General features: G+C 37.1%; 18 protein-coding genes. 7 read left to right on the plus strand and 11 right to left on the minus strand.

What is annotated here, in order from left to right:
- Positions 1 to 75 precede the first annotated feature (75 nt).
- The 6 genes from Q4493_RS05340 to Q4493_RS05365 form a co-directional block, all read right to left on the minus strand.
- Positions 76 to 1,221: an HDOD domain-containing protein gene (locus tag Q4493_RS05340; protein ID WP_303449932.1), complete on the minus strand. Its 1,146-nt coding sequence runs from the start codon at positions 1,219 to 1,221 to the stop codon at positions 76 to 78.
- Positions 1,222 to 1,290: 69 nt separating this feature from the next.
- The gene (locus Q4493_RS05345) at positions 1,291 to 1,890 is read right to left on the minus strand and encodes an aminodeoxychorismate/anthranilate synthase component II (protein WP_303449934.1); all 600 of its coding nucleotides are present in this window, start codon (positions 1,888 to 1,890) and stop codon (positions 1,291 to 1,293) included.
- A gap of 129 nt (positions 1,891 to 2,019) precedes the next feature.
- Positions 2,020 to 3,003, minus strand: coding sequence for a biotin-dependent carboxyltransferase family protein (locus Q4493_RS05350; RefSeq protein WP_303449937.1), 984 nt, complete (start codon positions 3,001 to 3,003; stop codon positions 2,020 to 2,022).
- Positions 3,003 to 3,734, minus strand: coding sequence for a 5-oxoprolinase subunit PxpB (gene pxpB / locus Q4493_RS05355; RefSeq protein WP_303449939.1), 732 nt, complete (start codon positions 3,732 to 3,734; stop codon positions 3,003 to 3,005). Before pxpB ends, Q4493_RS05350 begins: the two co-directional genes overlap by 1 nt.
- Complete coding sequence (locus Q4493_RS05360) at positions 3,727 to 4,455, minus strand: 5-oxoprolinase subunit PxpA (protein ID WP_303449941.1); 729 nt, start codon at positions 4,453 to 4,455, stop codon at positions 3,727 to 3,729. Before Q4493_RS05360 ends, pxpB begins: the two co-directional genes overlap by 8 nt.
- Positions 4,456 to 4,498: 43 nt before the next feature.
- Entirely contained in the window at positions 4,499 to 5,710 is a 1,212-nt protein-coding gene (locus tag Q4493_RS05365; RefSeq protein WP_303449944.1) for a YcbX family protein, read from the minus strand.
- Between the two features lie 219 nt (positions 5,711 to 5,929).
- Here Q4493_RS05365 and mpl point away from each other — a divergent pair, with 219 nt between their 5' ends.
- The 5 genes from mpl (at position 5,930) to Q4493_RS05390 (ending at position 13,868) form a co-directional block, all read left to right on the plus strand.
- On the plus strand, positions 5,930 to 7,348 hold the full coding sequence (gene mpl / locus Q4493_RS05370) for a UDP-N-acetylmuramate:L-alanyl-gamma-D-glutamyl-meso-diaminopimelate ligase (RefSeq protein WP_303449946.1): 1,419 nt from the start codon (positions 5,930 to 5,932) through the stop codon (positions 7,346 to 7,348).
- Between the two features lie 14 nt (positions 7,349 to 7,362).
- A complete protein-coding gene (locus tag Q4493_RS05375) occupies positions 7,363 to 7,980 on the plus strand; it encodes a flavin prenyltransferase UbiX (RefSeq protein WP_303449948.1) in 618 nt (205 codons plus the stop codon).
- Positions 7,981 to 8,256: 276 nt separating this feature from the next.
- Positions 8,257 to 11,487: an amidohydrolase family protein gene (locus Q4493_RS05380; protein WP_303449950.1), complete on the plus strand. Its 3,231-nt coding sequence runs from the start codon at positions 8,257 to 8,259 to the stop codon at positions 11,485 to 11,487.
- Between the two features lie 738 nt (positions 11,488 to 12,225).
- Entirely contained in the window at positions 12,226 to 13,293 is a 1,068-nt protein-coding gene (hemE, locus tag Q4493_RS05385; RefSeq protein WP_303449952.1) for a uroporphyrinogen decarboxylase, read from the plus strand.
- 146 nt (positions 13,294 to 13,439) lie between these two features.
- Entirely contained in the window at positions 13,440 to 13,868 is a 429-nt protein-coding gene (locus Q4493_RS05390; protein WP_303449955.1) for a hypothetical protein, read from the plus strand.
- A gap of 52 nt (positions 13,869 to 13,920) precedes the next feature.
- On the opposite strand, the gene Q4493_RS05395 is transcribed toward Q4493_RS05390, so the two are convergent.
- From Q4493_RS05395 to Q4493_RS05405, 3 genes are all read right to left on the minus strand, one after another.
- Positions 13,921 to 14,448: a histidine phosphatase family protein gene (locus Q4493_RS05395; protein ID WP_303449957.1), complete on the minus strand. Its 528-nt coding sequence runs from the start codon at positions 14,446 to 14,448 to the stop codon at positions 13,921 to 13,923.
- Positions 14,449 to 14,492: 44 nt separating this feature from the next.
- Positions 14,493 to 15,929 (minus strand): Si-specific NAD(P)(+) transhydrogenase, encoded by a 1,437-nt coding sequence (gene sthA, locus Q4493_RS05400; RefSeq protein ID WP_303449960.1) that lies wholly within the window; start codon positions 15,927 to 15,929, stop codon positions 14,493 to 14,495.
- 74 nt (positions 15,930 to 16,003) lie between these two features.
- Entirely contained in the window at positions 16,004 to 17,122 is a 1,119-nt protein-coding gene (locus tag Q4493_RS05405; RefSeq protein ID WP_303449963.1) for a fatty acid desaturase, read from the minus strand.
- A 201-nt stretch (positions 17,123 to 17,323) separates the two neighbouring features.
- On the opposite strand from Q4493_RS05405, the gene fabR reads away from it, so the two are divergent.
- Complete coding sequence (fabR, locus tag Q4493_RS05410; RefSeq protein WP_303449966.1) at positions 17,324 to 17,947, plus strand: HTH-type transcriptional repressor FabR; 624 nt, start codon at positions 17,324 to 17,326, stop codon at positions 17,945 to 17,947.
- Positions 17,948 to 17,983: 36 nt separating this feature from the next.
- Here fabR and trmA read toward each other — a convergent pair whose 3' ends face one another.
- Positions 17,984 to 19,078: a tRNA (uridine(54)-C5)-methyltransferase TrmA gene (gene trmA, locus Q4493_RS05415; protein ID WP_303449967.1), complete on the minus strand. Its 1,095-nt coding sequence runs from the start codon at positions 19,076 to 19,078 to the stop codon at positions 17,984 to 17,986.
- A gap of 161 nt (positions 19,079 to 19,239) precedes the next feature.
- Between trmA and Q4493_RS05420 the strand changes: the two genes are divergently transcribed.
- Complete coding sequence (locus Q4493_RS05420; protein WP_303449969.1) at positions 19,240 to 20,466, plus strand: DUF5610 domain-containing protein; 1,227 nt, start codon at positions 19,240 to 19,242, stop codon at positions 20,464 to 20,466.
- Positions 20,467 to 20,533: 67 nt separating this feature from the next.
- Here Q4493_RS05420 and Q4493_RS05425 read toward each other — a convergent pair whose 3' ends face one another.
- Positions 20,534 to 21,274, minus strand: a complete 741-nt coding sequence (locus Q4493_RS05425) for a hypothetical protein (RefSeq protein WP_303449971.1) — start codon at positions 21,272 to 21,274, stop codon at positions 20,534 to 20,536.
- Positions 21,275 to 21,828 lie beyond the last annotated feature (554 nt).

A 21,828-nucleotide genomic window follows, 5' to 3' on the forward strand; every position in this document is an offset into this window, starting at 1 on the left:
TGCTTGAACAATAATAGCGACTTTTCGAAAATTCATAAATACTCAAAAATAAATTGTAAATATTATGAGTAAAACCTATTTAAAGTTGAGTTTTATGTGATCAATATCTGCTTTCTTTAAAATTGCGACTTCTTTTGTCGTGACATTGGCTGCACTGAGTAGCGCTTTTGCTTCATCATTTTCAATTAAGCCTTCCTTCGCTAAACTTCTAAAGGCTACATAGGCTTTGGCTTTTACTACAATTTGGGCAACAGGTGACATTTTGTCAAAATCTGCAGTATAGGCTAAATCAAATAAAGGTTCGGTAATCGCTAAGCGATCAAAACGCATTAATTCAACTAAGTCGGCGGCAATTTGAGTATTTCTTGTGATCAATTGATCAAGTAAAAGCTGCGGCGATATTTCAAATTCAACTAACACATCATGTAAACGTTTATCACGAGCATCGTAGGCTGCCTTTAGCTCTTGCTTATATAAATCATTGTAAGTTTGCATAAAGCAACGAGTGACGGCTAATAAACCTATGTTACTGAGCATTCCAGCAGAAAACGCAGTGAATGGATCTATCTCTTGTTGTTCAGCTAATTTTTGTGAAGCTAAAGCGATAGATAAAGCGTCATTCCATAATTTTCTTTTCATTAACGCAAAGGGCGCTGTGCTGGGCGGTAGCCAATGTTTTAACATAAACGTTGGCATCACTAACTTTAAATTTTCAAGCCCGACATAGGTTAACGCAAGATTAGGATCGTTCACTTGCACATCAGCACGTTTACGATATTGTGGTTTGTTAACTAAGGTTATTAATTCGTCTGCGAGCCACGGAAGCGATTTTACTAAAGGAGAAATACGTTTTATTGAGGCAGCTCTTACCGATAAAATTTCCATAATATCTGGAGCGGCATCTTCAATGTGCAGAATATTTGCGTAAAGGTTTTCTTTATTATCAAATTCGTTATTCACTTTTGCGGTTACTTGAGCGAAAAACTTTGCCATCATTTGCGTTTTAAAATGTGACTTGCCGTGTTCTTTAATAATACGCGCTTCATTTGCTTGTTCTTCAACGTCTAAAAGTTCTCGACGACGATTTTCTTGCTCACTGTTTTGCTTGGCAATGACTGAAGTAGGATTATCTTTATTCTCTGCAAACTCTTTCCCAAGTGTGAGACAAATTGCACGGTGATAAATTGGTGAAACTGTGTCGTTATCGTCAAATATTTGCATTGGCTCTTAAGAATGGTTAGTAAAAGTTAACGTCATAGAAAGTATCGGCAAAAAAAACTTATTCATTAATTATCTTGATATTACATTAGCATACCGACAAATAAAATTTTTTAATAATTGGCTGCCTTGTTCAGTTAATACTGATTCTGGATGAAACTGAACACTCGCTATGGCAAGTTTTTTATGCTCTATCGCCATTATTTCGTCTATTTCTTTATGCTTATTTTCAGTCCAAGCGGTAATGGTTAACTCATTTGGAAAATGTTGCTGATCGACAATTAAAGAATGATAACGGGTAACGGTTAATGGATTATCTAACTTGGTAAATAAACCTTGTCCATTATGAACAATTTGGCTGATTTTACCATGCATAACTTTTCGAGCTTTTTTTATTTTAGCGCCAAAGTGTTGTGCAATACATTGATGGCCTAAACAAACACCTAAAATAGGTATATCGCCAGCAAACTTTTGGATGATTTGTAACGAAATGCCGGCATGATCAGGATCCCCAGGACCCGGTGAAATTACAATCATTTTAGGCGCTAATTTTTCAATAGCATCTAAAGTAATTTTATCATTACGGTGTACTTCAACCTGTTGTCCGAGCGCTCGAAAATAATGCACTAAATTAAAAGTGAACGAGTCATAGTTGTCGATCATTAATAACACAAAAGAACCTATTGCAGAATGCTGTGGAAAACGCGGCTATTCTAATCGCTGATTATCAACAATTCACGTTTTATTTTATGTAATGGTCATCCCTGTTGTTTTTCTTGCCGGTAAATTTTATTAAAAACGTTATTTTGACTGTTGAAACTTCAAGTGAAAAGCATGTAACTGAGCTTGGGCTTGCGATAAAGTAGCCGGCATAAATCTGACTTTTTCACCTGGGCGTTTTTGACTTAATCGAAATAAATCGGTTTGTATTACTGTGCCTAACGTTGGATAGCCACCAATGGTTTGTCGTTCTTTCATTAATACTATGGGCTGTCCATCATGTGGTAATTGTATGGTGCCATAATTTATCGGTTTTGACAGAGTGGTTGCAACGTTATCTAACTTAAGTGCATCACCAGTTAAACGATAACCCATACGATTACTCACAGGTGTAATGACATAATCTTGCGCAAGAAATTGTTGGGTAACATCTGTATTTAACAAGTGCCAAAGCTGGCTTGGCAAAAAGCGTAAGGTAAGTTGCTCTAATTGATGAAAATTATCATTGAGAAGGCTTTTTGTTAGTAAACTTTCACTGCAGGTCGTTTCATGAGGCTGAAAAGAAAGCTCACTACCTGCTTTTAATGATGCTTCGGTAAAGCCTAACGATTGCTCATTGCCTGTTTGAGAAACACTGTTAAGCCATTTTTTAGCATAAAAGCCTCCTTTAATCGCTAGGTAACTATGCAGTTGTGTTTTCGGTAATCCTAAATGCAGCTCATCACCTTGCGATAAAGTAAAAACTTGATTGTTTTTAACGACAAACTGCTCGCCATTTTTGAGTGAAACCTGCGCTTGGCAATCAGCGCCGGTAATCACTAATTGACAGCTGGCATTAGCGACTAAAGAACATTGCCCTAATGTTATTTCTAAAGCTGTTGAAGAGGGCATGTTATTGAGTGATTTATCTTTAGTTAATGTATTGCCAATAAGCATATTCGCTAATAAATAACTATATTCATCTGCTGCGCCACTGCCACTAAAGCCAAGATGTTGGGCAGTATTTCTCCCTAAATCTTGAAAAGTAGCATTGCCCTTTAATCGACTAATAGTGAGTGATGGCATTAATGCTTTTCCTCAGTAAAAGGAGGTTTTCCTGCTAACTCAAGGTAGGTTGCTTTATCAATTTCGGTAAATTTCACCTGTTGGCCAACTTGAATTAAAGGAGTAAATGCCTCCTTGTTTTGTTGATAAAGATCTACAGGCGTTTGGCCAATAATATGCCAGCCACCGGGACTTGAATTAGGGTAAACCGCTGTTTGTTGTTCGGCAATGGCGACTGCACCTTTAGGGACTTGTAACCTTGGCGTTGCTTTTCTGGGTAACACGAGTTGTTCATTTAAGGTTCCCAAATAGCAAAAACCGGGCGTGAAACCTAATGCGTAAGATCGATATACTTGTTGACTGTGTAGTGTGATAATTTCCTTTAAGGAAAGTTGACACTGTTTAGCGACGTTAGATAAATCCCACCCTGCCTCTTCACCATAATAAACCGGTATTTCAATAGTTAAAGATTTTTCTTGTACTGCTTTGTTGGTATTGATAACAAGTTCAATACAATCGCTAATGCGTTTTTTTAATTGCTGAAAACTGATTTTATTAAAGTAATAATAAATCATGATCGAGTTGTAGCTAGCAATTGACTCAAATACGACAGGGTCGCTAACGTTATTCAATTCAGTGTTTAACAGGGATAAAGTTTTTAAAATTTGCTGATGTTGATTAGGACAAATTTTTTCTGGCCACGTGATCAACACACTATTTTCACTACTAGGGTGAATAATAATATTATTCATTGAGCAAGTTTCTTAGCGCACTAATTAGGGCAAGTGCCGCGTCATTGTCACCGTGCACGCATAAGCTATCGACATGTAAGTTTAGTTTTCTGCCATCTATACTGGTTAACTGTTGATGTTTTATCAATTGTGTTATTTGAGCAATCACTGAATATTGATGATGCAAAACTGCGCCGGCTTGTGAACGTGGTACTAATAAGCCATTGGCTTGATAAGCTCTATCGGCAAACGCTTCAAATATTAGAGAAATACCATATTTCTTAGCTATTTTTTGATAATGCTTAGTATCGGGTAAAGCTTGGATCATTAAAGGGAGTTTTTCTGCACTTTGTGAAAGAGTATGACAGACGGTTTCAAAGATAGAGAACTTTTGCATCATGTCATTATATAAAGCGCCATGGGGCTTTATATAACTTAATTGGGTATTGTGTTGGTTACATATTTCACTTAGGTTATTGATTTGCTGTGTTAAACTCGATTGCAATTCGGCTGCTTCAATTGCCATCGACAGACGACCAAAGTTTTCTCGATCTGGATAACTCGGATGAGCGCCAATCATGACACGATATTTTTTGGCTAGCTTTACAGTAGTGACCATACTTTGATAATCGCCAGCATGTCCACCACACGCAATATTGGCTTGATCTATCAATGGCATAATTAACGCGTCATTATTTTCGACGCCGGTTAATTCACCTAAATCACAATTTAACTTTAACATGAAGATGCCACTTTTATTTTCAGCTTAAAGATTAACTAAATGATTAATTTGAGCTGACGACTAAATCAGACTGCGGAATACTGCTACACGCTAAGATATAGCCTTGCGCTTTTTCGTCATCGGTTAAGCCATCATCCGCCAGTTGTTTAACTGTACCGGCATTTAACTTTATTTTGCAACGGCCACACATGCCACCGCGGCATGAGTAGGGCAAAATTAATCCTGCTGCTTCCCCTTGATCTAAAATAGGCTCTTGGGTGTTTCCCTTATGATTTTTATTCCAAGAATCAAAACTTATATTCACTTTCTTAGGGATGATAGTTTCTGAAATTGCGGTTTCGTTCACTTGTTTATTCTCTTGTTTATTTTCTGGCTTATTGTCTTCTTTACTCTCTTCACTGTATATTTTCTGATTCGGAATAAAGTGAAGTGGAGCTTGGTGACTTAATATGGTGACGTTATCGCCTTGCTTGATTTGTCCTTTACTTAAGGGAATGATATTTTGCCCAAACATAACATCGCCTTTTGCAACCTGACGATAAGACTTAAGGGTTGATAAAGGCTCTTGGTTTGGGTGTTTTTCAGCATTGTTTGGATCTATAGTAGTGAAAACACAGCGGCTACAAGGTTTAACTACCTCAAATTCAATGTCACCAATACGAATGCGTTGCCAGCCATCTTCGGCAAAGGCCATTGTGTCGTTAACGACAATATTGGGTCTAAATTGTGTCATAGAGACACTAGCGTTATCGCCATAGCGCGTGGTTAATCGGTTATTCAAATCATTTAACGACGCTTGTGAAATCAATAGCAAAGGATAGCCATCGGCAAAGCCAACTTGCTTGTCACTATTGTTAACTTTGCGAGATGATTTATCAGCAAAAAAATGTAATTGGCAGGGCAAATTCAAATATTGACTAAACCATTTGTCATAATGTTGATGGCAATATAAAGCATTAATATCATCTTTCCATACAGTAACAACATGATATTGTTCGCTAAAGTTCGCGAAGGTAACTTCTAGCTCTGGCATGTTAGGTGCGGTTAATACTAATCCTTTAGGAGTTAAATAACTTTGGATTAAACACAGTTTAGGTTGAGTGCGTGCCGTGATAAATTGCCCGTTAAGATCAGTGACAACAAAACGTCGATCAAAACTAAGACCAAAGTCATCAATCCAACTTTTTGATAACGCGATTTCTGCGGTAGATTTTATCGGATAAATATGAAGCGATTGTACAATGGGAGAAGTCACAAGTTTCCTTACAGTAAAGCGTTGAATGAATAACCTAGCATAAATGAATGCTTAAAAAACAGGGAAGAATTCACGCAAAAGCTGATTTTAGCATTTTAAATGATTAACTTATGGCAACAATTGTGTTTTTTCAATGTGATTTGGGTATATTAGCGAGATAAAGGTACATCCTTAATTTTTGTACCAAGAAATTGAGCGAAAAAGTGTTTTAGGAAAGTTATGCATCTTCATATTTTAGGTATTTGTGGCACATTTATGGGCGGAATTGCTGCCATTGCAAAACAATTAGGGCATCGTGTTTCTGGTTGTGATGCGAATGTGTACCCACCAATGAGTACCCAACTAGAGCAATTAGGCATTGAATTAAAGCAAGGCTACTTAGTTGAGCATTTAGATGATGAGCCAGATTTAGTGATAGTTGGCAATGCCATGGCGCGTGGCAATGTGATGGTTGAACATGTGTTAGACCGAAATATTCCTTATATTTCTGGACCACAATGGTTGCTTGAAAATGTCTTAAAAGACCGTTGGGTGTTAGCAGTTTCTGGCACGCATGGCAAAACAACCACAAGTTCAATGCTTACTTGGATCTTAGAATATGCACACATGAAGCCAGGCTTTTTAATTGGTGGTGTTCCTCAAAACTTTGATTTTTCGGCACGATTAGGGGATGCTCCGTTTTTCGTGATTGAAGCGGACGAGTACGACACGGCGTTTTTTGATAAACGCTCTAAGTTTGTTCATTACCGGCCACGTACGTTAGTGATCAATAATATGGAATTTGATCACGCGGATATTTTTAATGATCTGAGTGATATCCAACGACAATTTCATCATTTAATCAGAATGGTGCCAAGCAATGGTTTGGTGATTTACCCACAAAGTGAGCAAGCGGTTACTGACACGTTAGCACAAGGATGCTGGACACCTGTTGAAGTGAGTACGGAGCAAAATAACTTAACGCAAGAAAATTTAGCTCAAGGTTGGCATGCTGAAAAATTAATTGCTGATGGCAGTGAATTTATCGTTCGCTTTAAAGGTGAAGTACAAGGTACAGTTAAATGGTCTTTAATTGGTGACTTTAATGTTGATAACGGTTTAATGGCTATCGCTGCGGCACGTAACGCCGGCGTTCCTGCTCATGTTGCTATTGATGCCCTTGCCGAATTTGTTAACACAAAACGACGATTAGAATTACGAGGTGAGGTGAAGGGAATTCGTGTTTTTGATGATTTTGCGCATCATCCTACCGCCATTCGGAAAACCTTAGCAGGCTTACGCGCAAATGTTGGTGTAAAGAATATCGAGCAAAGCTCAGCAAATGCTGAAGAAGTTCGTCGAATCATTGCTGTATTAGAGCCACGTTCAAACACCATGAAATCTGGCGTTCATAAAGATACGCTCGCGTCGTCTTTAAATGAAGCGGATGCTGTCTATGTTTTTCAAGGAGATAAAGTGCAATGGTCGGTTGAAGCATTAATTGCCGATTGTCAGCAACCTTGTTATGTAAGCGATAATTTTGATGAATTTATTGAGCAAATCATCCGTGACTCTCAAGCAGGTGATACCATTGTGGTGATGAGCAATGGCGGTTTTGGTGGTATTCACGATAAATTACTAACTGGATTAGCAAGTTAAAGTAGGAATTGAGCATGAATGATTTTAAAGAAAAAATAACGATTGCGATAACAGGAGCTTCAGGCTCTTTATATGCATTACGGTTAATCGAGTGCTTAGTGGCGGCTGAATTTCAACTATATATTCTTTGCTCAAGTGCTGCGCGTGTGGTGTTTGATACAGAGGTGGGCTTGAAGCTACCGAGCTCGCCAGATGCCGCCAGTAAAGTATTAACGGATAAATTTAAAGCAAAAGACGGTCAAATTACCTTTTTTGGCAAAGAACAATGGTTTTCACCGGTTGCTTCGGGATCTGCGGCACCCAAAAAAATGGTGGTGTGTCCATGCTCTACAGGTACCTTAGCGGCGATCAGTCAAGGGATGAGTGATAATTTAATAGAACGCGCGGCCGATGTGGTGATTAAAGAAAGAGGACAGCTCATTTTAGTGCCTCGTGAAACGCCTTTTTCGACTATTCATTTACAAAATATGCTGAGTTTATCGCAAATGGGCGTGACTATTATGCCAGCTGCACCCGGTTTTTATCACAACCCTGAATCTATCAATGATTTAATTGATTTTATGGTTGGCAGAATATTAGATCACCTGAATGTTGAACAAAAAATTATGCCGCGTTGGGGTTACCAAAAATAATCTAATTTCCGCAATTTAAGCATTATAAACTATGATTGATTGGTTAAGTTTTACCGATTATTGCTTTATCTTCTTTAGATAAATCTCCATCTACCCCCGAAAAAAAGTTATTTATCGAAACACACTTTATTCTCTGTTAAAAGTGTGTTTTATTATCATAATCAAAATTGTATACAATTATTGAATAGATAAAATAATAACGATAATTGCATACCTTAAACATAACTATCACAACGTTTAATGACATTATTTTTCAAACTATTAGGTACAACAAGCATGCCTCATTTTTTTAATATAAAAACAACACCCATTAAAAGCATTGCTATATCAATGGCTTTAGCGTTTTCATCGTCAAGTTCTGCTTTTTTTGAAGACGAAAACAAGTCAGAAAAATGGTCAGTAAATGATCCACAAGGTGTTTTTAAAACCGCTAATATTGACGTCACCCAAGGTACGTGGATGAATGTAGATATTAGTCCCGATGGTAAAAATATCGTTTTTGATTTATTAGGCGATATTTATACAATGCCGATCACCGGCGGAGAAGCTAAAGCATTAATGACGGATATTGCTTGGCAGATGCAACCTCGTTTTAGTCCAGATGGCAAACACATTGCTTTTACTTCCGATGAAGACGGTGGCGATAACTTATGGATAATGAAAGCGGATGGTAGTGAAGGCAAAGCCGTTAGCTCAGAAACCTTTCGTTTATTAAATAGCCCTGCTTGGTCACCTGATGGTAATTACCTTGTGGGTCGAAAGCATTATACCGGTTCGCGATCGTTAGGAGCGGGCGAAGTATGGCTTTACCATAAAACCGGCGGCAGTGGCGTAATGTTAACTAAACGGCCGAATGAGCAAAAAGATTTAGGTGAGCCGGCTTTTTCTCATGATGGAAAATATGTCTATTTTTCTCAAGATGCAACACCAGGCAAAACGTTTCATTACAGTAAAGACTCTGAAAAAGGCATTTATAAAATTAAACGTCTTGAGTTAGCGACTGGCGAGATTGATGTCATTATTTCGGGTAAAGGTGGCGCGATTCGTCCGGTACCATCACCCGATGGTAAATATCTTGCCTATGTTAGCCGTGACGATTTTCAGTCCAATTTATATTTATATGATTTAAAAAGTGGTGAAGAGCGAAAAATTTTCACCGGTTTAGACCGCGATATGCAAGAAACTTGGGCAATTCACGGAGTTTATCCCAACATGGCATGGTTACCTGAAAGCGACGGTATGGTGTTTTGGGCAGGTGGTCATATCAATAAGTTGAATATTAACACCGGTAAAAGTGCTGTGATCCCTTTTCATGTGAAAACGGCAAAGAAAATTCAAACTAATTTACGTTTTCAGCAAGACATTGACCAAGATAATGTTGATATAAAAATGTTGCGCGATGTTGAGGTTTCTCCTGACGGCAGAAAAGTGGTTTTTGAGTCGTTAGGTCACATTTATATTCAGAGTATTGCCAATGGCAAAACAACAGGTAAAGCAAAACGTTTAACAAGACAGAAAGAGCATTTTGAATTAAATCCGAGCTTTTCTCGTGATGGTAGAAACGTAGTGTTTGCTACTTGGGATGATAATAAACTTGGCTCATTGCGTGTGATATCAACGCGTGGTGGTAAAGGCAAAGTGATCACGGATGAACCAGGAAAATATGTTGAACCTAGTTTTTCGCCAGACGGTAAAACTGTGGTATATCGTAAAGTATCCGGTGGCGCTATTTTAGATCCTAAATGGGGATTAAATTCCGGCGTATATACGGTATCAACAAAAGGCGGCGAAGCACGTTTAATTACTGAATCTGGTGTTAAACCACATTTCGGTGCGAATAACGATCATATTTACTTGATCAAACAAGGTAAAAATACACAACTAGTAAAAGTGAATTTAACCGATAAAAAAGAACAAGCTTTATATCAAGGTAAATTTGCCACAGAGTACCAAGTATCTCCAGACGGAAAACACTTAGCATTTGCTGAGCGCTTTAAAGTATTTGTTACGCCGTTTATTGAACGTGGTGATGTGATTGATACTGGTCCAAGCGCTAAAAATTTACCTGTTGTGCAACTTTCAGTGAGAGCTGGCGAGGGCATAAACTGGAATGGTAACTCTGATGAGTTGTATTGGAGCTTAGGTGCTGACTTATATCAAGCCTCTGTTGATGGTTTATTTGATTTTAACGCAAAAGCTGAATCTGAAAAGCAACAGTCTGAGCCTGTGGTTACTCACTTAGGGTTTAAGAAAAAAGCTGATAAACCAGCCGGTGTAGTGGCGTTTGTTGGTGGAAAAGTGATCACTATGGAAGGCGAAAATATTATCGAAAATGGCGTTGTAGTGGTTAACGGCAATAAAATTTCTGCAATAGGCACGAAAGGTAATGTCGATATTCCAAGCAATGCCAACATAGTAGATATTACGGGTAAATCTATCATGCCTGGTATTATCGATGCTCATGCACATGGCTCGCAAGGCAGTAGCGAAATTATTCCAGAGCAAAACTGGGAAAATTATGCTGGATTAGCCTTAGGAGTGACAACGATTCATGATCCATCTAATGATACCACTGAATTTTTCGCGGCAAGTGAAATGCAAAAAACGGGTCAAATTGTTGCGCCACGTTTGTTTTCAACCGGTACTATTTTATATGGTGCAACGGTCGCAGGTTATACCGCACATGTTGATAAACTAGATGACGCTAAATTTCATGTCGAACGTTTAAAGAAAGTAGGCGCATTTAGCGTTAAAAGTTACAACCAACCACGTAGAAATCAACGTCAACAATTTATACAAGCGGCACGTGAAGCAGAAATGATGGTGGTGCCAGAAGGCGGTTCATTACTGCAACATGACTTAACCATGCTTATTGATGGCCATACTACGTTAGAACACTCTATTCCTACGGCCGCAATATATGATGATGTTAAGCAACTATGGTCGCAATCGGCAATGGCTTATACCCCGACTATGGGAGTAGCGTTTGGTGGCATTGCTGGCGAAAATTACTGGTATGACACAACAGATGTATGGAAGCATCCACGTTTAAGTAAATATGTACCGAGTGAAATTTTAGACCCTCGTTCAATGCGTCGTCCAAAAGCGCCGCATCATCATTATAACCATATCAATGTCGCCACGGTTGCTACTGAGTTACAAGACTTAGGGGTAACGATTAACGCAGGTGGTCATGGACAACGTGAAGGCTTAGCCATGCACTGGGAAATGTGGATGATGGCACAAGGCGGTATGACACCGCTGCAAGCATTAGGAACCTCTACCATTAATCCGGCTAAAACCTTAGGCTTAGATAGCCAAATTGGTTCACTTAAAGTGGGTAAATTAGCTGACATTATTGTGGTTGATGGTGATATTACCCAAGATATTCGCTTATCAGATCGCGTGATATATACCATGGTGAACGGTCGGTTATATAACAGCGAAACCATGAACGAAGAAGGAAATTATGATAATAAGCGTCATAAATTTTACTTCGAAAAATAAACGTTAACACTAAGTTAAACGTTAACACTAAGTTAAACGTTAACACTAAGTTAAACGTTAACACTAAGTTAAACGTTAACGCGTAAAAATAAGCTCGTATTTTTAGCCGTTATCAATGCTTGAAAATACGAGTTTTTTTATGGGAAAGTTTTGTTAAATTTTGGACAAAAAAAAGCATTTGCTTGAATTCAAACAAATGCATTATAAAAACATGAAATACTATGGGAGATAACACTTCTGCATAGTAAGAGCAGCGTTTTCTGAATAAGTTCAAATTAATTTAAAATAAAATGTTTAAAGTTTTATTTTTTGTTTATTAATCGTTATTTCTGGTGAATTGTAACGTTGAATTAATAGCGCACTTTTTATAATTCAGGCAATAAAAAAGCCTTACAAAAGTAAGGCTTGAAATGCTCGCTGTGTGGTCTAGTTTTACTAGCTTCTTCTTAGTTTTATCTTTTTATTATTATTCTTTTCCGTTAGCGCGGGACAATTTATAGCAAACGGATTTTGCGCTTGCAACAACTTTATTAGAGCATTTATACCACGAGTTTGTTCGTATTTCTGGTCAAAAAACAAACGTTATATTTTTGTTAAAACTAAGTTCATGATTGGTAAAGAAGTTATTTGATTAATTTCTAATTGTTAACGCGTTATTTTAGATGTTTTGATTTAGAACATAGATCAAAAAAATTCACAATGGTAGAATGCGCGCACTTGATTTAATGGAAACCATTCATGACTGAATTAAAAAACGATACTTATTTACGCGCATTATTGCGTCAGCCTGTAGATTACACTCCTGTATGGATGATGAGACAAGCAGGTCGTTATTTACCTGAATATAAAGAAGTGCGTAAAGATGCAGGTGATTTTATGGCGTTGTGCCGTAATACTGAGCTTGCCACCGAAGTAACTATTCAGCCACTTCGTCGCTTTCCATTAGATGCCGCTATTTTATTTAGTGATATTTTAACGATTCCTGATGCGATGGGATTAGGTTTATATTTTGAAACGGGTGAAGGGCCTAAGTTTGAGCGTCCTATAACCTGTAAAGCTGACGTAGATAAAATTGGCCATCCAGATCCTGAAGGTGAATTACAATATGTGATGAATGCTGTTCGCTCAATTCGTAAAGAATTAAAAGGGCAAGTGCCATTAATTGGTTTTTCAGGTAGCCCATGGACGTTAGCGACATATATGATTGAAGGCGGTAGTTCTAAAGCATTCACGAAAATTAAAAAAATGATGTTTGCAGAGCCTCAAACGCTACATTTACTATTAGATAAATTAGCAGATTCAGTGATTTCTTATTTGAATGCTCAAATAGCCGCGGGTGCTCAGTCTGTAATGGTATTTGATACATGGGGTGGCGTTTTGTCACCACGTGATTATAAAGATTTTTCATTGCAATATATGGCGAAAATCGTTGACGGTTTAACCCGTGAAAATGATGGCAGAAAAGTGCCCGTAACTTTGTTTACTAAAAATGGTGGTATGTGGTTAGAAAGCATTGCCGCAACAGGCTGTGATGGCGTTGGTCTTGATTGGACGATTAATATTGCTGATGCCAAAGCGCGTATTGGCGATAAAGTTGCCTTGCAAGGGAATATGGATCCTTCCATGTTATATGCACCGAAAGCGCGTATTGAAGAAGAAGTGGCTACTATTCTTAAAGGCTTCGGAGAAGGCGGTACAGGCCATGTCTTTAATTTAGGACATGGTATTCATCCTGATGTTAATCCAGAGCATGCAGGGCACTTTATCAAAGCGGTACACGAACAAAGTAAGCCTTACCATAAGTAAAAAATTCAAACATAAATTTATTAAAGGAGCTTATAGGCTCCTTTTTTATGTGAGTCAGTTAAATGACGTGTACACTTAGGCAAGCAATCGTCGCTTAATAATGATAAATAAACGAAGTAATAAGCAGTATTCGAAAGGAAGGTATTATGATGAAAATAACAGTAAGTCTGGTTTTATTAGCTTTATTTTTCATGGGCTGTAGCCAAGCAACTCAAAAACAATCAACTGAAAAGTCTCTTGAAAACACCACTCAAGCCGTGATTGAAAAAAGTGAAGATACATTAATGAAGGATGAAAACACCGGTGATGTGAAATATGAAACTTCAAAATGGCAGCAGGCAAAAATAAAATATGTGAATGTTGAAGGCGGTTTTTACGGCTTGATCACACATAGTGGTGATAAACTCCTACCGTTAAATTTAGACAAAGCTTTTAAACAAGATGGTGCGGTGGTGAATATTCAGGGTGAAAAAATGGAAAATATGATGACAATTCAGCAATGGGGCAAACCATTTAAAATCACCAATATTAAATTAATAAAAGCCGGCCGAGTAAAAGTACCGGTTAATCAATAAAACTTTTACTTATTGAGCAAAACTATTTATGGATGGGATTATCTTGTTTTAATTAATCTTGTTCGCAGCTTAATGGTTGTTTTAATAGCGTTAATTGAGCTTTGTCACCGGTAAATTGTACTTGATATAACATTTGGTATTCTTGTTCTGTTATTTCATTTACTAAGGTGTTGGCAATAAATGAAGTTAACTGTGGCGTGGTATTACTATGGCCAACAATCACGGTGTTTTTTTTCTCTTGTTTCACCTGCTTAGCAAAACCGGCTAAGTCTTTTGGTGAATAACTTTGCACTGGAATATTCAGTTTTTGAGCTAGTGGAGCAGCCGTTTGTTCTGTTCTAACAAATTCAGTGCTGTATATCGTTGCTATGTTTGCTTGTTCAAGCATCACTGAAAGTTGCTCTGCACGCTTAATTCCACAAGGCGTTAAAGGAGGATTTTTTTGCGTTAATACTTTTTCTGCATGTCTTACCAAATACACTGTAAATTGAGGTTCACTACTATTTTTATTGGCTTTAGCTTGAACAGTAAGCAAAAGAAAACTCATTAAACCTAATAACGCAAAAGTAATCAATTTCATGAGTTTTCCTTAATGTTTTCCAATTTTAATAGCTTACCGTTCAATTAAAATAAACGGTTAAGTCCATTTAATGCAGCTACCCTAAAGGCTTCAGCCATGGTTGGATAGTTAAAGGTAGTATTAACAAAGTACTCAATGGTATTGCCTTCACCTTTTTGTTGCATAATTGCCTGACCAATGTGAATGATTTCAGCGGCATTTTCACCAAAACAATGAATACCTAAAATTTCTTTGGTATCTCGATGAAACAATATTTTCAATGAACCTACTAAGCTATTCGCTATTTGCGCTCGAGCAAGGTGTTTAAACTGTGCTCGGCCAACTTCGTAAGGAATTTTGGCTTCGGTTAATTCTTGCTCTGTTTTACCAACGGAGCTAATTTCTGGGATGGTGTAAATACCTGTTGGGATATCAGCAATTAATTTTGCTGTACTTTGTTGATCTATCATCGCATCAGCCGCTAATCGACCTTGATCGTAAGCTGCACTAGCTAAACTTGGGTAACCAATAACATCGCCCACAGCATAAATATTTTCAACTTCCGTTTGATAGTGATCGTTAACTTTCAGCTGTCCTCTACCATCAGCTTTTAAGCCGGCGTTTTCAACTTTTAAATCCGCGGTATTGCCAGTTCTACCATTGGCAAAAAGCATACAATCTGCACGCATTTTTTTACCCGATTCTAAATGAACTACCACGGCTTCTTCTGTTTCTTCAACACGTTTAATTTGTTCACCATGGCGGATAACAACACCATTGTTCCAGAGGTGATAACTTAAAGAATCAGACATTTCATCATCTAAAAATGAAAGTAAACGATCACGCGTATTAATTAAGTCTACTTTAACGCCTAGGCCTCTAAAGATTGATGCATATTCACTACCAATAACACCAGCACCATAAATAATAATAGAACGAGGGTCATGAGTGAGAGTTAAAATGGTATCTGAGTCGTAAACACGAGAATGCTTAAAATTAATATCATCAGGACGGTAAGGACGTGAACCGGTGGCGATAACAATTTGTGCCGCAGTTATTTGTTCAACCGAGCCATCACTTTTGAGTATTTGTAAGGTGTTTTTATCAATAAATGACGCTTCACCTACTATGTGTTCCACCCTATTTCTATCGTAGAAACCACTGCGCAATTGTACTTGTTTTCTGATCACTGCGGCAGCATGTTGTAAAATGTCAGGAAAGGTTAAATGTTTGGCTTTCTCATGTTGACGAAATAATGGATTTGAATTGTATTCAATTAGTCGTCTTACACTTTGGCGTAAGGCTTTTGAAGGAATAGTGCCCCAATGTGTACAACCGCCACCAACATCTTTGTAACGTTCAACAATTGCGACTTTCTTATTTCTTTTTGAAAGCTCCATCGCCGTACCTTCGCCGCCTGGGCCGGTACCTATAATGATTGCATCAAAATCGAATGATTGTTTTTTACTTTTTTTACTTGTTGAAGATGTTTGCTTAGTCAAGACTGTAACCCCAGTTCCTACGGATATAAAAATTTTAGCAGGAAATGGGGATTAGGTAACTAATAAATTGTTTTTTAAGCGAGTTTTTCGATAAAAAATTGCCAACTTTGTTGTTGATCAATTAATCGTTGTTTTAATTCTTTATATTGTGCGACAAGTTCCGAGCATTCAACATCTGCAATGAGTTTGTCACGCTTGTTTGCGATTAAGGTTTTTTTAATATCATAGTAAGCATTAAGTTTATTAATTAATGCATCGTACTCATGCTGCAAACGTTCAAGCAACTGTTCTGCGTCAGGATGTTCACTAAGCTTTTGTTGACTACGTTTAAGTATCATAGATAACCGAGCTTTCTCAATCTTATCTTCAGGACTTTTACGTAACTTATAGGTTAAGCCAACATATTCACAGCTTTTAATTAACCATTTTGTCGGGTCAAATTGCCACCAACGAATGCCGTTACGGTAATCGTTTTCAAAGATATGATGAAAGTTATGATAGCCCTCGCCAAAGGTAAGAAAAGCTAAAAATCCGTTATCACGTGCGGTATTTTTTTCAGTGTACGTTTGTTTACCCCAAATATGAGCAAGAGAGTTGATAAAAAAAGTTGTATGGTGACTTAATACTAACCGTAAAAAACCGACTAATAATAAACTGCTGATCACATCGCCGTGCCATAAACCAAACAGCAGCGGAATACCAAAATTAAGAGATATAGTGAGTAATAAATAGTGCTTATGCTGCCACATAACAATTGGATCTTTTTGTAAATCTCGGACATTTTCGTAATTGGTGTATCTATGGGCTTGGTATTCTCTTAACATCCAACCAATATGCGAATACCAGAATCCTCTTTTTGCTGAATACGGGTCAACATCATTGTTATCTACATGTTTATGGTGAACTCGATGATCAGAAGACCAATGCAATATACTGTTTTGTAATGCAAAAGCACCACCTAAGGCGTAGATAATACGTAATGACCAATGTGCTTGATAAGTTTTATGAGACCATAAACGATGATAGCCAGCTGTAATTGACATGCCGCAGTAGATGAAGCACAACAATGCCATAATTATTTCTGCGCTATCAAAACCGTGGGTAATAGCTCTATAAGGTACAGCTATTGCTGCAAATAAGAAGGTGATGACGAAAACAGCGACATTCAACCAAATGAGTTTAGGTTTTTTCATGAATATTCCGGATAATTTTTACATAAAACTTTCAGTGTACACGTGTACGCTATTTTAGTTGTCATACCAGATGAGTCAAGTATTAATTCGACTCTTTAATGAAGTTTGAATAATTCATCGTTTTTAACCAACGTTTAATTGCTAGTAATACGCTTTAATTTCAGTATCATATTAAAGGTAAAAATAAGCCAAGGTAGAGTCATGAGCGGAATTCGAGCGCAGCAAAAAGAAAAAACACGTCGACAATTAATTGATGCCGCATTAGGCCAGTTAAGTGCTGACCGTAGTTTTTCTAGTTTGAGTTTACGAGAGGTCGCGAAAGAAGCCGGATTAGCGCCGACATCATTTTATCGTCATTTTTCAGATATGGACGAGCTAGGTCTTACTTTAGTAGATGAAGCAGGATTAACACTGCGCCAATTAATGCGCCAAGCACGCCAACGTATTGAAAAAGGGGGTTCAGTCATACAAATTTCTGTGCGTATTTTCATGGAATTTATCGAGAGTAACGGTAATATTTTTCGTTTACTTTTACGCGAACGCTCAGGTACATCACCGGCATTTCGTGCCGCGGTTAACCGAGAAATCAGTTATTTTACTTTAGAACTTTGTGATTATTTGCAGCAAGCTAACAAATTAGATGCTGAAGTGGCGGCGTTACAAGCAAATGCGGCTGTTACTATTGTTTTTAGTGCAGGTTCTGATGCATTAGATGCCGATAAAAAAGACAGAGAACAACTCGCTTATCGCACCATTCAACAATTACGTTTTATTGCACGAGGTGCGATGGAACTCGCGCAACGGATTGAAACGCCTAAACCTTAAGTGATTTGTTTTTTGATGTTCAATAACAATGTTGCTTTATCGTTTTGTTAAGATCACACCTGTTTCAATATGATGTGTGTAAGGAAACTGATCAAATAACGCCATTTTTTCTATTTTATGCGTTTTAACTAATTCGGTTAAATTGTCTTTTAATGTTTCTGGATTACATGAAATATAAATAACGTGGTTGAATCGACTGACTAACTCAATACTGTCTGGGTCTAAGCCCGCTCTTGGTGGATCCACCAAAACACTGTCGTAGTTGTAGCTTGTTAAATCAAAGCCTTCTAAACGACGAAATTTTCTTTCGCCATTCATTGCTTGGCTAAATTCTTCACTCGACATTCTAATAATATCAATATTTGAGATGTTATTTTGAGCAATATTAATTTGTGCTGACTTGACCGACGTTTTAGATATTTCAGTGCCAATTACTCGATCAAAATTTGCCGCAAGGGCGATGCTAAAATTACCGTTGCCACAATATAACTCAACTAAATCGCCACCTTTATCTTTAGTTGCCTCTTGAGCCCACGCTAACATTTTTTCATTTACTTTAGCATTGGGTTGGGTAAAGCTATTCTCAACTTGTTGATAAATCAACTCTTGCCCTGCAACATTTAGCTTCTCAGTGACAAAATCTTGTTCGATAATGATTTTTTGCTTTTTTGCTCTACCGATAATATTTATCGGACAAATATTTGCTAATTGTGATCTTAACCAGAGTGCTTGTTGCTGCCATTCATCACTTAATTGCTTATGATAAAGTAAACTAATAACCGCTTCGCCGCTTAATGTCGCTAAAAAGTCTACTTGAAATAGTCGCTCTCTTAACATTGGCTTGTCACGAACTATCGTTAATAAAGCTGACATCAATTTGTTGATCAAAGTACAGGCAACAGGAAAACTCTCTACTTTAAATTTCTTTTTCGTCACTTGATCAAACATGATGTAGTACAAGTCATCACCATCATGCCATACTCTAAATTCTGCTCTTTGACGATAATTTATCGGCTCAGAAGTAAATATATCAAACCCTTGAAAGTTGAATTCACTGAATAATTTTGTCATATCTTCTTGCTTTTTATGCAATTGATTTTCGTAATTGTTTGGATCTATATGACTAAACATGAAATTACCTTAGGTTTGTTATTAACAGTACGGTGAATAAAGAGCGCAGAGTTTAGCGTTCATCAAAATTTTGTCTAGTATAAATATAGCAAGTGAGTAACTTTCATTAAGTTTTTTCTTTTTTTGCCGATAACAAAACACAACTCTTTCCTGAGATTATGATGATGAACAAAGTAGATAATGTAGTTGAGTCGAAAATACCTCATAGAAATCATGTGCATAAAAGTCATGAGCAGCAAAGATCTAACCCTTTGGAAGCATACCGCCAAGAAATTTTAGATAATGTTGCATTAACTGGAAATGGCAAGTTAGCGATGAAAGTGGTTCAGCACTCAATATCTCTGCAATTTTCTTCAAATAGCCGCCAAGTCATAACAGACGAAGACGTTGAAGAAATAGAAGAGAAAAACAAATCTCTCTTTGATTTTACAAAAGTCGCGGAAAATGTCTTGAACTTTATTGGTGGAAGAATTCGTTTAGCGAAAGAAGAAGGTAGTTCTGATGAAGAATTAGGAAATATGTTTGCTCAAGCACGAAGTGGTGTGACTCAAGGGTTTGAACAAGCAATGGGTGAATTAGAAGAATTAGCCGTGCTTGATGATGAATTAACAGACGGAATTGATAAAAGTCGAGATCTTATATTTCAAGGGATAGATGACTTAGAACAGTCCTATTTTCCAGGCGAAAACACCACAACAGAATCTGATGATAACGCGTTAAATAACAAAAATTCAGTTTCATCAATGACTACTGAGCTTTATGCGGCATCTTCAAGAACGAGTGATATTATGATCACAACGCTCGATGGCGATAAAGTCAGTATTTCCTTTAGTGATATCCAGCAAGTTGCGCAAAACGAAAAATACCTTCGTGATAATGAACAAGGTGAGATGTTTGCATCTTCAAATTCAGCATATCGTGCGAGTAATTTTAGTTATACCATTGAAGGTGATATTAGCGAAGATGAACAAAAAGCAATTGCTGAGTTAATTAAAGATGTGAATGCCTTGCAGAAAGACTTCTTCAAAGGCGACATAGAAAAAGCGTTTAATCATGCAGTCAATTTAGGCTTTGATACGAGCCAAATATCAGAATTCTCGATGGAGCTATATCAAAGTAAGACCACAAGAGTGACCCAAACATATAACGAAGTGGCCAACTCCGAACCAGGCGAATCTCCTAGTCAGGATAAAGCATTAAGACCTTTACTTGACTTTGTGAAACAACTACAACTATTACAACATCAAAGCGACAGCCTTTTAGAAAAGCAAGACAAGCAATTTGCTAACTTGTTTAAACAGATTTTTTCTGCAGAAAATTCAGGGCGAGACGATTTTTTTGAAAACATGAAAAAATTGGATAATGTGACAAAACATTTTATTCAATAACATGTGAAATAAATTACAGTTAAAAAAACCAGCAATTTTGCTGGTTTTTTATTATCTAAGATAATCGTTATTTATTTTGAGCGAACCTTTCCGCTTTTGCTCCACCGGCAATAGCTGCATTAATGGCATCTTGTTCGTTCAACCCAGCTTGAATAGCACTATCAACAATTTTACTTGCATGTTTTTTATCGCTCGAATTAACAGCATGTGTCACTATTGCTTCACTATCAGTTGGAAAGAGTGCAATGGTGTGTTTAACAAAGGTACTAACCTTTTCAGGCACTGCTTTAATCGCACCTAGTAATACCGACAACACTTGATCAGGAAAAGAGTTAGCTGTATTCGTTACTACTGCTTGTGAAACAACAGGTTCAGTTAATATTGCAACTCTAACAATATTCTCTATATCAGCAGGACTATTTAAAGCCGCTACATTGACAATTTCTTGTGCGTATGCAGGTTCGGCTTGTACAGCAATAGATACGACTTCACTGGCGTTTGCTACATTAGCATTTAGCACAATTTCTATCACTTCACATGCTAAAACAGGCTCGGCTTCCATTGCACCTAACATGATATCTTTATATTTAGAGGGATATTCATCTAAAGCTACCTTTAGTACCACATCAACTTGTTCTGGATAAATCGTTAAAATAGAACTAATACTATTTTTTAATGATATTTGTTGGTTAACTTGTTGTTTTAATAATTTAGTGATTAAACGTTCTTGTTTATATTGAGCAAAATCCTTTGCAAATGCACCGGTACTTAAACCGCAAACTAACAACAAAACAATTAATTTGTTCATTGTTACGTCTCGATATCTTTCTAAATCAGCAAATATTGCTAAATTCATGCAGATATTATTGTTTTTAGAAAATCAATATAAGTGAAAAAACATTGTATATCTCCTGATCATTTATACAGAAAATAGTTATGTTAACTATGTATTAGTACAAAACTTAGTTATAAAGTTCAATTTTTAATCGAACAAACAAAAGATCGAAAAAAAGACTTGATCGTTTGAGATAAATCCCTAAAATGCGCTCCACTTCTTAAGGGAGACCTGAGAAGCGAGTTTTAAGTGGTTTAGTTATCCGTATTGATAGTGAAACCTTGAACATAACGTTTAAAAACTTTCTTTTGAAAAAAATGAAAATTCTTTAAATAAAATGTTGACATTAACACTCAGGTGCGTAGAATGCGCATCTCGCTTCGGGCAAGGCCTACAGCAACGAAGTTAAACGAATGAGATTTAACTTCTGACTTCTTTTTAAGAAGTTGTTCTTTAACAATTAGTTATCATGCAATTTGTGTGGGCACTCACATTACATTGATTTTACATAAGTCCATTGGACGTAA

Source organism: Colwellia sp. 1_MG-2023 (assembly GCF_030546755.1).
Lineage (GTDB): Bacteria > Pseudomonadota > Gammaproteobacteria > Enterobacterales > Alteromonadaceae > Thalassotalea_H.

Coding starts and splice junctions, on each gene's coding strand:
- Q4493_RS05340 (WP_303449932.1), bottom strand. CDS start 1,221: ATGCAAATATTTGACGATAACGACACAGTTTCACCAATTTATCACCGT.
- Q4493_RS05350 (WP_303449937.1), bottom strand. CDS start 3,003: ATGCCATCACTCACTATTAGTCGATTAAAGGGCAATGCTACTTTTCAA.
- pxpB (WP_303449939.1), bottom strand. CDS start 3,734: ATGAATAATATTATTATTCACCCTAGTAGTGAAAATAGTGTGTTGATC.
- Q4493_RS05360 (WP_303449941.1), bottom strand. CDS start 4,455: ATGTTAAAGTTAAATTGTGATTTAGGTGAATTAACCGGCGTCGAAAAT.
- mpl (WP_303449946.1), top strand. CDS start 5,930: ATGCATCTTCATATTTTAGGTATTTGTGGCACATTTATGGGCGGAATT.
- Q4493_RS05375 (WP_303449948.1), top strand. CDS start 7,363: ATGAATGATTTTAAAGAAAAAATAACGATTGCGATAACAGGAGCTTCA.
- Q4493_RS05380 (WP_303449950.1), top strand. CDS start 8,257: ATGCCTCATTTTTTTAATATAAAAACAACACCCATTAAAAGCATTGCT.
- hemE (WP_303449952.1), top strand. CDS start 12,226: ATGACTGAATTAAAAAACGATACTTATTTACGCGCATTATTGCGTCAG.
- Q4493_RS05390 (WP_303449955.1), top strand. CDS start 13,440: ATGATGAAAATAACAGTAAGTCTGGTTTTATTAGCTTTATTTTTCATG.
- Q4493_RS05395 (WP_303449957.1), bottom strand. CDS start 14,448: ATGAAATTGATTACTTTTGCGTTATTAGGTTTAATGAGTTTTCTTTTG.
- Q4493_RS05405 (WP_303449963.1), bottom strand. CDS start 17,122: ATGAAAAAACCTAAACTCATTTGGTTGAATGTCGCTGTTTTCGTCATC.
- fabR (WP_303449966.1), top strand. CDS start 17,324: ATGAGCGGAATTCGAGCGCAGCAAAAAGAAAAAACACGTCGACAATTA.
- trmA (WP_303449967.1), bottom strand. CDS start 19,078: ATGTTTAGTCATATAGATCCAAACAATTACGAAAATCAATTGCATAAA.
- Q4493_RS05420 (WP_303449969.1), top strand. CDS start 19,240: ATGATGAACAAAGTAGATAATGTAGTTGAGTCGAAAATACCTCATAGA.
- Q4493_RS05425 (WP_303449971.1), bottom strand. CDS start 21,274: ATGAACAAATTAATTGTTTTGTTGTTAGTTTGCGGTTTAAGTACCGGT.